The sequence below is a fragment of the Sphingobacterium spiritivorum genome, assembly GCF_016725325.1.
Classification (GTDB): Bacteria; Bacteroidota; Bacteroidia; order Sphingobacteriales; family Sphingobacteriaceae; genus Sphingobacterium.
On the sequence record NZ_CP068083.1, the window covers coordinates 2,355,356 to 2,371,370 of the forward strand.

The 16,015-nt window shown below is 40.2% G+C and carries 13 protein-coding genes; 7 read left to right on the forward strand and 6 right to left on the reverse strand.

Annotated elements, in window-relative coordinates; all coding sequences use genetic code 11:
* Positions 1 to 13: 13 nt before the first annotated feature.
* Complete coding sequence (locus tag I6J02_RS09755) at positions 14 to 997, reverse strand: fumarylacetoacetate hydrolase family protein (protein ID WP_201681488.1); 984 nt, start codon at positions 995 to 997, stop codon at positions 14 to 16.
* Between the two features lie 312 nt (positions 998 to 1,309).
* On the opposite strand from I6J02_RS09755, the gene I6J02_RS09760 reads away from it, so the two are divergent.
* The 5 genes from I6J02_RS09760 to I6J02_RS09780 all read left to right on the forward strand — a co-directional run bounded on the left by I6J02_RS09760 (position 1,310) and on the right by I6J02_RS09780 (position 8,507).
* Positions 1,310 to 2,467, forward strand: a complete 1,158-nt coding sequence (locus I6J02_RS09760) for a homogentisate 1,2-dioxygenase (protein WP_201681489.1) — start codon at positions 1,310 to 1,312, stop codon at positions 2,465 to 2,467.
* A 22-nt stretch (positions 2,468 to 2,489) separates the two neighbouring features.
* Positions 2,490 to 3,617, forward strand: coding sequence for a 4-hydroxyphenylpyruvate dioxygenase (gene hppD, locus I6J02_RS09765; protein ID WP_201681490.1), 1,128 nt, complete (start codon positions 2,490 to 2,492; stop codon positions 3,615 to 3,617).
* A 29-nt stretch (positions 3,618 to 3,646) separates the two neighbouring features.
* Complete coding sequence (locus I6J02_RS09770; protein WP_201681491.1) at positions 3,647 to 4,873, forward strand: Glu/Leu/Phe/Val dehydrogenase dimerization domain-containing protein; 1,227 nt, start codon at positions 3,647 to 3,649, stop codon at positions 4,871 to 4,873.
* Between the two features lie 60 nt (positions 4,874 to 4,933).
* Positions 4,934 to 6,298, forward strand: a complete 1,365-nt coding sequence (locus tag I6J02_RS09775; RefSeq protein ID WP_201681492.1) for a deoxyguanosinetriphosphate triphosphohydrolase — start codon at positions 4,934 to 4,936, stop codon at positions 6,296 to 6,298.
* A gap of 94 nt (positions 6,299 to 6,392) precedes the next feature.
* Positions 6,393 to 8,507 (forward strand): type IA DNA topoisomerase, encoded by a 2,115-nt coding sequence (locus tag I6J02_RS09780; protein WP_201681493.1) that lies wholly within the window; start codon positions 6,393 to 6,395, stop codon positions 8,505 to 8,507.
* A 10-nt stretch (positions 8,508 to 8,517) separates the two neighbouring features.
* On the opposite strand, the gene I6J02_RS09785 is transcribed toward I6J02_RS09780, so the two are convergent.
* Positions 8,518 to 9,126: a DoxX family protein gene (locus I6J02_RS09785; protein WP_201681494.1), complete on the reverse strand. Its 609-nt coding sequence runs from the start codon at positions 9,124 to 9,126 to the stop codon at positions 8,518 to 8,520.
* A gap of 249 nt (positions 9,127 to 9,375) precedes the next feature.
* Here I6J02_RS09785 and I6J02_RS09790 point away from each other — a divergent pair, with 249 nt between their 5' ends.
* The gene (locus I6J02_RS09790; RefSeq protein ID WP_201681495.1) at positions 9,376 to 10,365 is read left to right on the forward strand and encodes a hypothetical protein; all 990 of its coding nucleotides are present in this window, start codon (positions 9,376 to 9,378) and stop codon (positions 10,363 to 10,365) included.
* A gap of 71 nt (positions 10,366 to 10,436) precedes the next feature.
* Here I6J02_RS09790 and I6J02_RS09795 read toward each other — a convergent pair whose 3' ends face one another.
* On the reverse strand, positions 10,437 to 11,576 hold the full coding sequence (locus I6J02_RS09795) for an acyl-CoA dehydrogenase (RefSeq protein WP_201681496.1): 1,140 nt from the start codon (positions 11,574 to 11,576) through the stop codon (positions 10,437 to 10,439).
* Positions 11,577 to 11,755: 179 nt separating this feature from the next.
* Here I6J02_RS09795 and I6J02_RS09800 point away from each other — a divergent pair, with 179 nt between their 5' ends.
* Positions 11,756 to 12,391 (forward strand): peroxiredoxin, encoded by a 636-nt coding sequence (locus I6J02_RS09800; protein ID WP_002997239.1) that lies wholly within the window; start codon positions 11,756 to 11,758, stop codon positions 12,389 to 12,391.
* Between the two features lie 77 nt (positions 12,392 to 12,468).
* Here the strand turns inward: I6J02_RS09800 and I6J02_RS09805 are convergent, their stop codons facing one another.
* From I6J02_RS09805 to I6J02_RS09815, 3 genes are all read right to left on the reverse strand, one after another.
* Positions 12,469 to 13,983, reverse strand: coding sequence for a TPM domain-containing protein (locus I6J02_RS09805; protein ID WP_201681497.1), 1,515 nt, complete (start codon positions 13,981 to 13,983; stop codon positions 12,469 to 12,471).
* 197 nt (positions 13,984 to 14,180) lie between these two features.
* Positions 14,181 to 15,287 carry a S1C family serine protease gene (locus I6J02_RS09810; RefSeq protein WP_236582392.1) on the reverse strand — a complete coding sequence of 369 codons (1,107 nt, stop codon included), beginning with the start codon at positions 15,285 to 15,287 and terminating at the stop codon, positions 14,181 to 14,183.
* Between the two features lie 39 nt (positions 15,288 to 15,326).
* Entirely contained in the window at positions 15,327 to 15,908 is a 582-nt protein-coding gene (locus I6J02_RS09815; RefSeq protein ID WP_201681499.1) for an RNA polymerase sigma factor, read from the reverse strand.
* Between the last annotated feature and the right edge of the window lie 107 nt (positions 15,909 to 16,015).

Consider the following 16,015-nt stretch of genomic DNA (forward strand, 5'->3'; position numbering starts at 1 on the left):
AAAAGAAGTTGTTTTAATATTTACTTGTGTGGTCAAGAACAACGGTATTCTCCAGCTGTCCCAGTCCGGTAACTTGCATGCTGATGTGATCTCCGGGCTGCAGCCACTGTACCTCATAATTCGGATCATTCCGTTTGCCCGTACCGTTGAGCTCCAGAAAACATCCCGTGCCAACAGTTCCTGATCCGATGAGATCTCCGGGGAAAACCTCGACTCCGTAAGAAACGCGCTCTATGATTTCTGCGAAGGTCCAGTTCATATCTGCCATATTACCTGCGGATACCTGTTTTCCGTTTACGGTACAGCTCATATGCAGGTTGTACGTATCTCCTGTATGTCCTTCAGGTGTTGCAACCTTATAAGACTCCAGTTCATCTTTTGTTACCATATAAGGGCCGATCATCGTCGCAAAATCTTTCCCTTTTGCCGGACCCAGGTTGAGTTTCATTTCTTCCATCTGAAGTTGTCGGGCGCTCAGATCATTCATAATCATATATCCTGCTATGTACTGATCCGCTTCAGATGCCGGAATATTCTTTCCCCTTTTATTCAGTACAATGGCAACTTCAAGTTCAAAGTCAAGTTGATCAAAATGTAAAGGCATACAAGATACACTGCCTGGCCCCATTATAGCGCGATGATTCGAAAAATAAAAAACAGGAAACTTATCAAATTCCGGAATCATCTCCAGGCCACGGTTACGCCTTGATGTAGATACATGCTGGCGAAAAGCATAGGCATCCCGAAAGGTAGATGGATAAGGTACCGGAGCTAATAACCTGACAGTACGTTTGTCAAGTGCAATGTTCCTGAATTTCCCTTCTTTAGCCAGGTCAACAGCTTGTAACATCGCTTGCATACACTGCTCACCCCCTTTCAGAAAATCGTTCATAGATACGGGTAAACCTGAATCTGTCAGACTGCAGATATAGATCAGGTCATCCAAAAGAAATCCAAGTTGCTCCTTGTTATCATATTCGCATGTTACAAGTTTCATATCAAAATAGAGCTGTTAAAATCATCACAAATAAGGAATATTGGGTAAATATAATGATGATCTGAATTATTTATGCAATATCTAAAAAAGATGTAGTAAATAAATCTTATATTTGAGATAAACTTATACACCAGTTATGAACATCTTTGGACTACAGTACCTTACGGTATCCACGGGCATGATCGCTTTAGTAAAAGCGATGATTGCAGATGTTGTTTTTGCCCAATATTAGGCACTTCTTTTCTTGCGCCAAATAATCCTTTGGCAAGTTTAATACTATAATTGTTTCATATTTTTAAAATAGACTTTATCATGCCAATTTATCATCAATTGGGAAAAGTCCCTCAAAAAAGACACACTATTTTCCGAAAACCCAACGGCGAACTGTTCTCTGAAGAACTGGTGTCAACTCATGGCTTCTCCAGTACGTATTCTCTGGTATATCATTGCTACCCGCCTACATTAGTGAAGCAGATCCGGGATCCGTATGATGTATCTCCACGCATAGCGCGTGAAAAACACCTCAAGCACACCAGTCTGAAAGGTTTTAAAGTACAACCTAAAGATGATTACCTCGAAAGCCGCACACCTGTACTGGTCAATCAGGATCTTCATGTGTCACTTGCGGCTCCAAGACTTTCCATGAAGGATTACTTCTATAAAAACAGTCAGGCGGATGAGATCATCTTTATCCATGAAGGCAGTGGTGTGCTGCAAACAGGCTATGGAAAGATCCGGTTTGAATATGGCGACTATCTGGTCATTCCCCGGGGTGTTATTTATCAGTTACATTTTGATAATCCGGACAACAGGCTGTTTATCGTGGAGTCTTTTTCTCCGATCCGTACGCCTAAACGTTACCGGAATGAATTCGGACAGCTTATGGAGCATGCGCCGTTTTGTGAGAGAGATATCAAACGGCCGGAAGATCTGGAAACGATAGATCAAACCGGAGAATTTGAAATCAGAATCAAAAAACAAGGACTTATATATCCATATGTATATGGCAGTCATCCCTTTGATTTTGTGGGTTGGGACGGATATCATTATCCATGGGCATTTTCTATTCATGATTTTATGCCTATTACCGGTAAACTTCATCAGCCTCCGCCGGTGCATCAGACTTTTGAGACGGAAACATTTGTACTCTGTAGTTTTTGTCCGAGATTATATGATTATCATCCTCAGTCTATTCCCGCTCCGTACAACCATAGCAATGTAGATTCAGATGAGGTGTTGTATTATGTGGACGGAGATTTTATGAGCCGCAAGAGTGTAGAACGCGGGCAGATCACCTTGCATCCCGGAGGTATTCCGCATGGGCCGCATCCGGGTACAGTGGAGAAAAGTATAGGGCAGACAAAAACAGAAGAACTGGCAGTCATGATCGATCCATTCAGGCCGTTGATGCTGACAAAAGAAGCGTTAGAAATTGAAGATCAGGAATATTATAAATCCTGGATAGGTTAAAAACAAAAAAAACAGCAGCATTATGGCACAGACATTTGCAGAAAAAATAGCTTTGGCGCAGGATTTTCTGCCCATCAACGGAACAGATTACATTGAATTCTATGTAGGTAATGCCAAGCAGGCAGCACATTACTATAAAACAGCATTTGGGTTTCAGTCAGAAGCCTATGCAGGCCCCGAGACCGGAGTTAGAGACCGGGCTTCTTATGTATTAAAACAGAATAAAATCAGACTCGTGTTAACAACTGCATTGCGCTCTGAGCATCCTGTAGCCGAACATGTCAAAAAGCATGGTGACGGCGTCAAAATCCTTGCGCTTTGGGTAGATGATGCTACAAAATCATTTGAGGAGACAGTAAAGAGGGGCGCAAAACCTTATCAGGAACCTCAGGTAATGAAAGATCAGCATGGAGAAGTATGTACTTCAGGGATCTATACGTACGGAGAAACCATCCATATGTTTATAGAGCGTAAAAATTATAAGGGGACATTTATGCCGGGCTATGAAGTCTGGGACAGCGACTATCAGCCTGAAGAAACCGGATTGCAGTATATCGATCATTGTGTAGGTAATGTGGGATGGAATAAGATGAATGAAACTGTAGAGTGGTATCAGCATGTGATGGGATTTGTAAATGTCCTTTCTTTTGATGACAAACAAATCAATACGGAATATTCTGCCCTGATGAGTAAGGTGATGAGTAACGGAAACGGATATGTGAAATTTCCGATTAACGAACCTGCAGAAGGCAAGAAAAAATCACAGATTGAAGAGTACCTGGAATATTATGAAGGAGAAGGTGTGCAACATGCAGCACTGGCAACAAAGGATATTGTAGGTACAGTCAAAGCGCTTAAAGCAAGAGGAGTAGAGTTTTTGGGTGCTCCGCCAGAAGCGTATTATGATATGTTGCCAGATCGTGTTGGCGTGATTGATGAAGAAATAAAAGTGATTCAGGAATTGGGGATACTAGTTGATAGGGATGATGAGGGTTATCTGCTTCAAATATTTACAAAACCTGTAGAAGACAGACCTACACTTTTTTATGAGATCATACAACGCAAAGGAGCGCAAAGTTTTGGAGCCGGAAATTTTAAAGCTTTATTTGAGGCCATTGAACGGGAGCAGGAAAAACGAGGTAATCTGTAGACATATTATTTTTAAAAAACAGCCAATTTATGAAAGAACTTTTGCAGGCTTTTGAGCGTAAAAGACCCGAAATTATATTTGAATGGAAAGACAATGAGACTGAAGCTGAAGGCTGGGTAGTGATCAACTCCCTTCGGGGTGGTGCTGCAGGCGGCGGCACCCGGATGCGGGCAGGTTTGGACCGTAACGAGGTGGAATCACTCGCTAAGACTATGGAAGTTAAATTTACCGTCTCCGGTCCCGCTATTGGTGGAGCAAAATCAGGAATAAATTTTGATCCTGCTGATCCCCGTAAAGAAGCAGTACTGGACCGCTGGTTTAAAGTTGTCACACCTTTGCTGAAAAATTATTATGGTACAGGAGGAGATTTGAATGTCGATGAAATACATGATGTAATACCGCTGACAGAACAGTACGGACTGTGGCATCCGCAGGAAGGAGTATTGAACGGACATTTTAATGTTCGTGAAAAGGATCGTATACATCAGATCGGACAGTTGCGTTACGGTGTCTCTAAAGTGCTGGAAGACGCGGCCTTCAGTCCTGATCTGAAGCGAAAATATAAAGTGGCCGATATGATAACGGGGTATGGAGTGGCAGAATCTGTAAAACACTTTTACAATCTTTATGGGGATACCTGTGCGGGAAAGCGTGCTATTATTCAGGGCTGGGGAAATGTTGCCGCTTCGGCAGCTTTTTATCTGAGCCGGCTTGGTGTGAAAATAGTGGGAATAATTGATCGGGCAGGAGGACTGATCAATAGAGAAGGATTTACAGAAGAAGAGATCACTACGCTTTTTCTCAATAGAAAAAAGAATGAACTGTATACTCCGGATCTGTTGCCCTTTGCACAGATCAACGAAGAAGTGTGGAATATCGGTGCGGAAATATTTATTCCGGCAGCCGCTTCACGTCTGGTCTCAAAAGAGCAGGTCAGTCTGTTAGTGGATAATGGGTTGGAAGTCATCGCTTCAGGAGCGAATGTGCCTTTTGCAGACAGAGAGATATTTTACGGGCCGGTGATGGAATTTGCAGATCAGCAAGTGGCAGTCATTCCTGATTTTATTGCCAATAGCGGAATGGCAAGAGTCTTTGCCTACCTGATGCAACCAAATGTAGAGATCAGTGATGAAGCTATTTTTTCGGATGTGTCTTCTGTTATTTTTAATGCCCTGCAAAAGATCCGTAACACAACAGCAGAGCGGATACATGTATCTTCTCATGCTTATGAAATCGCATTAAAAGAATTGGTATAAATCTCATTTCAGTAGCATTCATAGCAAAACCTTTTGCGTTAGAAACAGTATATTTGCGCTATGTCTGAAAACATGCAAATGAATTGGAAACAGTTGCTCTCTGCTAAGCGTTGGGGATATGAGGATCGTATTAATAAAGATCATCTGGAGGCTCGTTCAGAATTTCAAAGAGACTATGACAGATTGATTTTTTCATCTCCATTCAGAAGATTACAGAATAAAACCCAGGTATTTCCATTACCCGGGGCTGTTTTTGTTCATAATCGTCTGACCCATAGTCTGGAGGTGGCAAGTGTAGGCCGTTCGTTGGGCAGGCTTTTTTATGCAAAAATGAAAGAAGCAAACCCTGATGTAGATGAGGACTATCCGTTTTTACAGGAAGTAGGAAACATGGTATCGGCCGCTTGTCTGTCGCATGATCTGGGTAATCCTGCTTTCGGGCATTCCGGAGAATCAGCCATCTCGACTTATTTTACAGAAGGAGAGGGGCGCAAATTTCAGGAACAGGTCTCTGCAGAAGAATGGGCAGATCTGACGCATTTTGAAGGAAATGCAAATGCATTGCGCATATTGACTCATCCTTTTAATGGGAAAGATGACAAAGGTTTTGCACTGACTTATACATCTCTGGCCTCTATTGTCAAGTATCCCTGTGCGGCCATCGACGGACATATCAAAAAGAATCATCATCGTAAAAAATATGGCTTTTTTACAGCCGAACGGGAGTCGTTTGCTAAAATAGCTGCGGAGTTGGGGTTGCTGCAGGATCCGACGAATCCTAAAGGATACCTTCGTCACCCTCTGGTTTATCTGGTAGAGGCTGCAGATGATATCTGTTACAATATTATCGACCTGGAAGATGCTCATCATCTCAAAATCCTGTCTTATAACGAAGTAGAAGAATTACTTTTACCTCTTTGTGGTGGTGAAAACTTACGCAACCGACTGGATAGCCTGAATGATACAGCCAGCAGGGTAGCTTTGCTTCGTGCAAAAGCAATCAATACATTAATTCACGGATGTGTAGATGTATTTTTCAAGGAACAGGACAAATTTCTGGCAGGCACATTTCCAATGGCGCTGATGGATGCACTAGAGGATGACGTTGTGCATCAGATGAAAAAAATATCCAAAATCTCGGTTGCGCAGATTTATAATGCGCCTACTGTTGTTCAGATTGAAGTGGCTGGTTACAAGGTTATGAATGCTTTATTGGCTGAATTTGTGCCCGCTTACCTCAAAAAAAATAAGAATGGCTATGATCAGAAGTTGGTCGCATTGGTTCCAAACCAATTTTACACAACCAACGATGATGCGTATTCCAAAATCCGCTCGATACTGGATTACGTTTCAGGTATGACCGATGTATACGCCATCGATTTATATCGCAAAATAAAAGGAATCACCATTCCTTCCATAGATTAAGAATAATGATTTAAGGAAAGGGCAGGTAGAAATGTGATCCACATCCTATATTGTTCTTTCCTTATCCCTTATATAATAGCACAATACAAAATACATGAAAGTAGTTATCGCGGAAAAACCGTCTGTTGCAAGAGATCTGGCTCGTGTTATGGGAGCCAAGGAAGTGAATGACGGCTATATTTCGGGTAATGGGTATGCATTTACCTATGCATTTGGCCATCTGGTGCAGTTATGTACGCCACAGGCTTATGGTTTTCACAGCTGGTCAGTTTCTAATCTGCCTATTATACCTGCACAATTCAAGCTGGAGTCTAAAAAAGTAAAGAAAGACGGTAAGCAAATGGATGACGGAGGAGCTTTAAAGCAGCTGAATACAATAAAAGGTTTGCTGGATAAAGCAGAAGAGGTGATTGTAGCGACGGATGCCGGGCGTGAAGGAGAATTGATATTTCGTAATATTTACTATTATTTGGGCGCAAATGTTCCCTTCAAAAGATTATGGATTTCCAGCCAGACAGATAAAGCGATAAAAGAAGGATTTGCCAATCTCAAAGAAGGAAGCGAGTACGATAGCCTGTATATGTCCGCAAGGTCGCGTTCCGAATCGGACTGGCTGATCGGTATCAATGCAACACAGGCTATTACTCTGGCTGCGGGCAATCGCGGATTACTATCTCTGGGACGTGTACAGACACCCACATTGGCGATGATCTGCTCCCGTTTTATTGAAAATAAAAACTTTAAACCAACAGCTTTCTACAAGATACAGGCACAGTTTGAAAAGGAAAATATCAAGTTTAAAGCCACATCTAACCGAATAGATCAAAAAGATCTGGCGGAGGAAACACTGGCAAAAATAACTGTCGGGGCTTCGGCCAAAGTGACCAAAGTAGAAGGAAAGGAAGTCAAAGAACCTCCTCCCTTGCTGTATGATCTGACTAACTTACAACAGGATGCCAATAAGAAATACGGATATTCTGCAGATCAGACACTCAGTATTGCACAGACCCTCTACGAAAAGAAGGTAATCACTTATCCACGTACAGGCAGCCGCTACATAGGAGAGGATGTGTTTGAAAAAATAGAGGAGCTTTTCCAGCATCTTGCAGATACTGCTGAAGAGGGGATCGCAACAATAAGCCGAAATCTGATTGGAGCCAAACTCAATAAGCGCTCTGTAGATGATAAAAAAGTAACAGATCACCATGCCCTGCTTGTTACGGATGAAAAGCCTTCTGCTATGCTTAAGGAGCAATCCAATATATATAATATGATTGCTAAACGTATGGTGGAAAGTTTCTCTGATGTCTGCCTCAAGGATATCACAACTGTAATCATGGATGCGGAAGGTGTAGAACTGATCGCTAAAGGAACAGTTATCAAGCAGTACGGCTGGAGACTGTCTGCGGATCAGCTGGAACAACCGGAGGATGATAAGAAAGATAGCGATGATGCGGATACTGAAAACGCGCAGTTACCAAAACTTTCAGCGGAAGAATTACTGGAAATACTGGCGTTGGATCTGATGGAAAAATTTACCAAAGCCAAACCTATTCATACAGAAGCTTCTCTCTTAAAAGCAATGGAAACTTCAGGGAAGGAAATCGATGATGATGAAATGCGTCAGGCGATGAAAGACTGTGGATTGGGTACACCTGCTACACGAGCCGCAACCATTGAAACATTGTTTCAGCGTGATTATATCAGAAGAGATAAGAAGAAACTGATTCCTACTGATAAAGGACTGGCGGTGTATAATCTAGTCAAAGACCGGGCTATTGCAAAAGTGGAACTTACCGGTAAATGGGAACAGAAACTGGAAGAAATGCGTGCAAATAAAGTATCCTATGATGTGTTTATGAAGCATATTAAAGATTTTACGGTGCGTATCACAAAAGAATTGCTGCAACTGCGGATTTCACTGACACAGGATGCGGAACCACCGAAACAGACCGTCTCTATAAAATGTCCTAAATGTGATAAGGGCAGTATGATTCTGTATGACAAAGTCGCCCAATGTGATCATTATGCAAGAGGCTGTGACTTCAAAATATGGCGTACCCTTTCCGGCGTCACATTGGAAGAAAAGGAAATGAAAAACTTACTCGAAAAAGGTAAAACCGGTGCATTGAAGAACCTTCAGGACAAAGAAGGTAAAAAAGTTGACGGTGTTTTAGTTTTTGAAAATCTGAAAGTCAGTATTGCATAATTCTGCTTGATCAGAATATATCCTTTAACATTTCCCAGCTACGTTGCGGGTTTGAAGCAATCAGATAGATGATTTTGAAAACCCCGTTTAAACATTCGAGAAGCACCATAAAAACAGGTATAAGCAGATAAGACAGCTTACTATGTTTGTATTTGAGTGTATGTATATTCATTAGCTTTTTCAGCATTGGCATTAAATCTTCTCGATAATAATACAGTAACAATGCAATAAAGAGCAGGTAAAAAGACAGACGGAAAGTAAAGGCTATTTTGAAACTATGTGGCATTATAGTCAGATCGATGATCAGAATGTTCACTATTATGGGAATAAGCATTAATGCCCCGATAATGACCGTTCTTTTATAAAGAAGTAATAATGAGGCTGTAATCTGTGAAATTGCGATAAAATATTTAAAGGGTTGATGGTCAAAAAGATACCAGCCTGTTTTAAAGAGCGAAAGGTCTTTTATGGGGGTAGCCAGCTCCTTTGCGGACAGATTCCCAAATTGCCCTCCGGAAAGTTTACCAATACCATAAGATAAAAAAATAAATGCCAGTAAATATCGGATAGAAAGAATGATAAGATCTAAAGTCTTTTCCTTATTGATTAGTAATTGCATAATTTATAAGCGGTTGGTTAGTAATATATAGATGCCGGAAATTACAACATTCCATAAAGAAATAAAAAATGGGGATATCGCTAGCCCAGAATACAACAGACACCGAATAGAAATCACGTGTTCTATGGGATGAAAAGAGGGACAAAATCTATAAAAGCGTCTCTGTAAATAATTATGTGTTGTATCGAAAGGAATTCTTGACAGTATGTAAACTTTTTTATATTGGAAATAGGCTACTTTTGTATCCTTATGTCGACAACATTATACAATCCTTTTAAAGCATTTAAATTTGATAATAACACCTGTTTTTTGACAGGTCAACCTTTAGCTTCTGCAGACGAGCAAATTCAGGTCTTTCCCGTATGGATGATGCGCGCTTTTGATCTGGAAGATAAGCCGTTCAAAATGCTGGACGAAAATGTAGTGACATACAAATCATTAAAACTTCCCTGTAGTGCTGAAGCTGCATTGACCATCGAAAAGATGGAGTCGGAGGTAGAGCGTGCTTTTGCCGATGGCTATGCGGCCGTTAAAAATCTTCCTCCTGTTACTCTTTTTCAATGGATGGCAAAAATTGTATACGGAGTTGTATTCAATGAGATTCAATCGGGCATACGCCAGCAGGTGTTATCCGGAGAGGATATGAATTTTTCACAGGCACTTGTGCAGAAATTTAAAAATCTACATGCGATGTTACAATCTTTGCTTGTGCCTATGGAATTTGAAAATACACTGCCGTTTTCTCTGGTTGTAGTGCCTGTAGATAATCCTCCTCAAACCTTCAATTACCGGGATGAGATCAATACTTTGATTTTTTCACTTCGTATGAATGATTTCGGGCTTATTGCCTGCTTGCAGGATAATGCTACCAATAATATCTATCACGAAGAGGCTTTACAGTTGCTGAATGACAAACAACTGCATCCGATACAGTTTGAAGAATTAGCTGCACGATATTTTTATTCTGCATACCTTTTCAACAGGCTACCTGAATATACTTACCTGCATACGCCTGCAATGGTGTATGTGGAACCTATGCCACTTGCTGATATGTCGATGAAACCAATCTTTGATCACTGGCAGGTGAAGACTTATGGACAGGTGTTGGAAAACTTCTGGAAACCATGGGGTTTTATATTGTTTGAAATTATCAAAGACCCAGAGAACCCGATGAGTTTTATTACGGATGAACAGAAAGCTTTTATTCCGAACACAGAAATTACGCTACCGTTGGGATAATATAAAAGTCCCGGTCACATGCTGCGATCGGGACGAAGTTGATTTATTAACAATTATACTTTTTAGATATCTTATTTTAAGATTTCACGGGCTATAACCAGACGTTGAATTTCGGAAGTACCTTCATAGATCTGCGTGATCTTTGCGTCTCGCATCAGACGTTCGACATGGTATTCCTTGACATATCCATATCCGCCGTGAATCTGAATCGCTTCTATTGTTGTTTTCATTGCAACTTCAGAAGCAAATAATTTGGCCATAGCTGCTGCTTTGCCATAAGGCTGTCCGTTATCTTTTAGCCAGGCGGCTTTATGAATAAGGAGTCGTGCTGCTTCTATTTCCATTTCCATGTCAGCGAGTTTGAATTGAATAGCCTGATGTTCGGAAATCGGTTTACCAAATGTCTTCCGCTCTTTAGCATATGCCAGCGCCAGCTCATACGCTCCCGCTGCAATACCGAGTGCCTGCGCTGCAATACCTATGCGCCCACCATCCAGTGTTTTCATTGCAAATTTGAACCCGAATCCATCTTCTCCTATACGATTTTCTTTAGGCACTTTGACATCCGAAAACATAAGAGAGTGGGTGTCTGAACTGCGAATACCCAGTTTGTTTTCTTTCGGGCCTACGGTGAATCCCTCCATTCCTTTTTCTACAATCAAAACATTAATGCCGCGATGACCTTTGTCAGGATGCGTCTGAGCGATCACAAGATAGTAATCTGCATTTCCACCATTAGTGATCCAGTTTTTTGTGCCGTTCAGCAGGTAGTGATCTCCTTTATCCTCTGCAATTGTATGCTGTGAAGTTGCATCAGACCCAGCTTCAGGCTCTGACAAAGCAAAAGCACCTAATTTTTCGCCGGAGGCAAGCGGATGTAAATACTTCTGTTTTTGTTCCTCCGTTCCAAACGCATCTAACCCATAGCATACAAGAGAGTTGTTGGCAGACATAATTACAGCTGCAGATGCATCAATTCTGGCCAACTCCTCCAGCACAAGTGTATAGGCGATTGTATCCATTCCTGCACCACCATATTGGGGATCGACCATCATACCCATGAAGCCAAGTTGTCCCATTTGCTTAACGTGTTCAAAGGGAAATTTGGCGAGTTCATCGCGTTCAATTACACCCGGTTTAAGATCCTGTTGTGCAAAGTCACGGGCAGCAGCCTGTATCATTTTATGTTCTTCGCTTAGTTCAAATATCATAAAGCACTCATTTTTGATGGTTTATATCCAAATATATTAAAAATATATTATGCTTGCATAGTAAAATTTTATTTTTTATCTCTTCATTGTCACAATTTAGAAGAGGAATTTGTTTATAAAATAAAATCTACTATATTAGTAGGGTAAATAGGTTTTTAATTTAATAATATTAAGAAATTATGAGTTTAAGATTAGGAGACGAAGCCCCGAATTTCAAGGCGCAAACAACAATAGGAGATATTGATTTTCATGATTATATCAAAGACAGCTGGGTTGTGTTTTTTTCACACCCATCAGATTATACGCCGGTATGTACAACTGAACTTGGACGTACAGCCAAACTGAAATCTGAGTTTGACAAAAGAGGAGTGAAGGCACTTGCTTTAAGTGTTGACAATCTGGAAGATCATCACAACTGGGTGAAGGATATTAATGAAACGCAGGATACGACAGTCAATTTTCCGATTGTAGCGGATGTCGACCGTCATATTTCGGAATTATATGATATGATCCATCCGAATGCTTCTGCTACTGCAACAGTGCGTTCGGTATTTATTATCGGACCTGATAAGAAGATCAAACTGACATTGACTTATCCGGCATCTACAGGGCGTAATTTTGATGAAATACTACGTGTGATTGATTCCTTACAGCTTACAGCTGATTATTCTGTTGCTACACCTGCAGATTGGAAACACGGAGAGGATGTCATCGTGGTGCCGGCTATTAAGACCGAAGATATACCGGCTAAATTTCCAAAAGGATTTAAGGAAATAAAACCTTATCTGCGTACTACTCCGCAACCGAATTTATAGCAAATTATTATAATGGTAAATGTCTTTCATTTTGTATTAGCTTAATACAAAATGAAAGACATTTTTATTTGCATAAATTACCATCTGCCTCCGGCTCCGCCACCTCCACTTGATCCTCCACCGAAACTGCCACCTGATGATCCGGAGGAACCGGAGGATCCCGATGAACCGGAAGATCCTGAAGAAGTGCTTCTGACTTTTTTAGGTATAGTGACTTTGCCTAGCTCTATCTCGTAATTACAATTTCTACAATCCTGTTTTTCTATACCTGTGCCTGAGCTGGAATAAGTAGCTGCAGTGATTGTTTTGACATAAGGAGTGTGGAAGGTAAAGAAGTGACATTGCGGACACTGCTCATAGGAATAAGCTTCTTCTCCATCAAAAGCATTTACCTGAATTTTTCCTGACTGCAGGTTTTTCCAGAATTCGAAAATTTTTGATTTGACCTTCTGTTCGTTTTTCTGACCATCGTTCAGATATTTTGTAAGTTCCTTTGCGCTTATTTCATCTTTATTTATTCGTTTCCATTGTCCTGACTCATCCGGAGGAATAAACCGGACTTTTACTTTATTTCTAAACTTAAATACGGCAAAAAGATCAAAGAAGGCTAGCGGAGCAATAAAAGGAATTAAAAAGGCTCTTGACGAAAATTTGGAAAGGGCTGTGGACTTGCTTTCATCATCCTGATACGAATCGCTGATGAGTGTTCTCGATTGGTTGTATTTCATGGCCAGGATCAGACTGCCAAGTATGCCTAAAAATATAGGGAGATTTTTGAGTTTAAAAACCTGCTCCAGGTTGTTGAATCCAAAAGCAAAGATAAAGATGCTGAAGAATAACATTATCCCGAAACATCCGCATCCGCTGACGACTGGATTAAGTCCTTTTTTGATTTTGATTTGTCCCGATACGGATTTGGTAATCCATCCCAGATAGAGATATATTATCAGTACGATTAAGAAAATGATACCGACTTTATTTAAAAGTTCAGCATGTTTGAACCAGAAGGAGTTATTGCGTTTGAGTATAGAATCCAGTTCTTTTACAGAATCCGGAGCTAACAGGGATTGCTTAATAGCTTGCATAGCGGCCAGAACCCCTGCGTCATAGTCTGAATTTCGAAAATGTGGAACGAGAAAGGATTCACCTACTCTTTTGAGATAAGCATCAGGAAGAAGAGCTTCCATCCCGTAGCCTGTTATAAAACGGTAATAATGTCTATCCTTTCCAATAAAGAGTAGGAGGCCATTGTTTGCTTCCTTTTTGCCGATACCCCAGGTATTGAAAAGACGATGTGCAAAAGCAAAGTCATCATCACCCTGAAAATCATTGACAATAACAACTGCGACCTCGGCTTTTGTCTTCTCTTCAATCTCAACTGCTATCTGATTTAGTTCAGATTCAGTAGCACTGCTAAGTATGCCATTTGGATTGCTCACATAATAATTCTGTCCACTCTCTTTAGGATTGGGAATCTCTTCTACGGCATACTGAGCTTGCAAAGGCAGGGATCCGAAAAGGAGAGAGGCATGAATAATTATACTGAATGCAGTATAGCAGAATACATGCATGAAACTCTTGTTGTTTTTCATTTGGTATTACTTACTTCTTTAAGAATCCGATCATTTATTTCGGGGGTGTTGGTTATTTCTTCACAATTCATATATAATACGAAAGAAACATAAATGTATTGTACTTCACCGAATATAAAAAAACTGAAACATAAATAACAAAAAAAGAGCTTCATCTTTCTAAGAAATGAAGCTCTTTCATTATTGTAAAAGTATTTTTAAAAGACTTTTACCATGTAAATATAGTCTTGCAATTGTTTGATCTGATCTGTCCTTGATAAATTCGACAGACTATTCTTTTTGTTTAAAACAATTTCTCCGTTTAATGAGTTTGCAGGGATTTCATTTAATGCATCTATCAGGATTTTAGTTTTGATTGCAAAACCTGCCCCGTCAATGCCTGTTTGTTTACCGCTGATAATACCAATGATATTTCCTTTATTATCCAATACAGGACCTCCACTGTTACCAGGGTTGACCGGAATAGATATCTGATAAGCGATGGTATCGCCGGCATATCCGGTTGCGGAACTCAGATATCCTTGTCCATAGACCGCTTCATCACGAGGGAATCCGATAGTGTAGATATCTTCACCTAAATCTGAAGATCTTGATTTGAAGGTATACGGAATACTTTTAAGTTTTCTGAAATTACTATCGTTAATATGCAGAATAGCCAGATCTTTTGCAGCATCTGTATAGATAACACTTGCTCTGAAGGAATCTCCTTTGTTATTCTGTAAATGGATAGAATCAGCACCGTTGATCACATGAAAATTGGTAACAACATAACCGTCTTTAGTAACCATAAAACCTGTAGCTCCATAGTGACTGTCTACTTTATTATTGATGTCTTTTTTCTTGTTGTCGATATTGCGTAATGCGGCATTATGTTCGTTGACATTGCGCTTTACATTGTTCATATCTCTGCGTAAAGCACTGTAGTCCGTCGATGCTTTTTCCAGATTGGTATAATAGCCGCTCATCCACAATGTAGAGAATACAGAAATAATAGCAACCGCTGCAGCTACAGCAATATTTAATTTAAAGCGTGCCTGAATCGGAACAACAGGCGTTTCTTTTGTTTGTGTTTTTTGTTTATGACTGCGGTGGTAAGATGTCGATACATTCTTCAGCTGATTTTTGAAATCCATGCGTGCTGATACAGATTGCATATCGTTGATAAATGTACGGTGCTGTTGAAGCTGGATGCTAAAAGTCGGATTTTCAGCACAAAATACTTCAAAGGACATGCGCTCTTCCGTGGTCATCTCATTTCGCAGGTATCGGTCTGCGAGGTCATAAAATTCTTGTTGACTCATCATTGCCATGACACTGGTCCTTATTATTATATTAGTTACAAATTAATTCTCACTCTGAAAAAAATACTTTTTCAGCCTTTGCAGGCATTTGTATTTTTGAGTTTTGGCGTTGTCAGTATTCGTATAGCCGAATTTTTCACAAATGTCCTGCATAGAATGATTCAGGATATAAAAATCATGAAGAATTGTCTTACAGGGCTCCCCCAGTTTGCTCATGGCTTCTTCCATTTGTGCAAATCTGAGATCCAGCTCTTCGTGTTTGTCGATATCATCTTCATATGGAAGGGTATCTTCATAATCACGAATGTCATTTGTTGCATATCCTGCACCATTACGATTGAGCTGCTTCAGCCATAGTCTTCTGCAAATCGAATACAGATAAGTTTTAAGTTTACTTTTCAACTCAAAATCTCCGTGCGATACTTTATCATAAAGCACGATTACTGCTTCCTGAAAAATATCTTTCGCTTCTTCCTCACTACCATTGTTCTGGATAATCATATGGCTGATACTGGGATAATATAACTTGTAGATTGCATCTAAAGCTAAATGATCACCAGTCAGAATCCCATCGATTATTTCCTGGTCATTTTCCGGAGTGAATGATTTGCTAAACTTACTCACCTATTAATACCTTTTATAACTAATAGTAACCCAATTACTTTGATGAATTTGAAACTTTTAACGAAAAGCATGTAGTTACTCATTCCAAACGTACACTATTTTTTTTA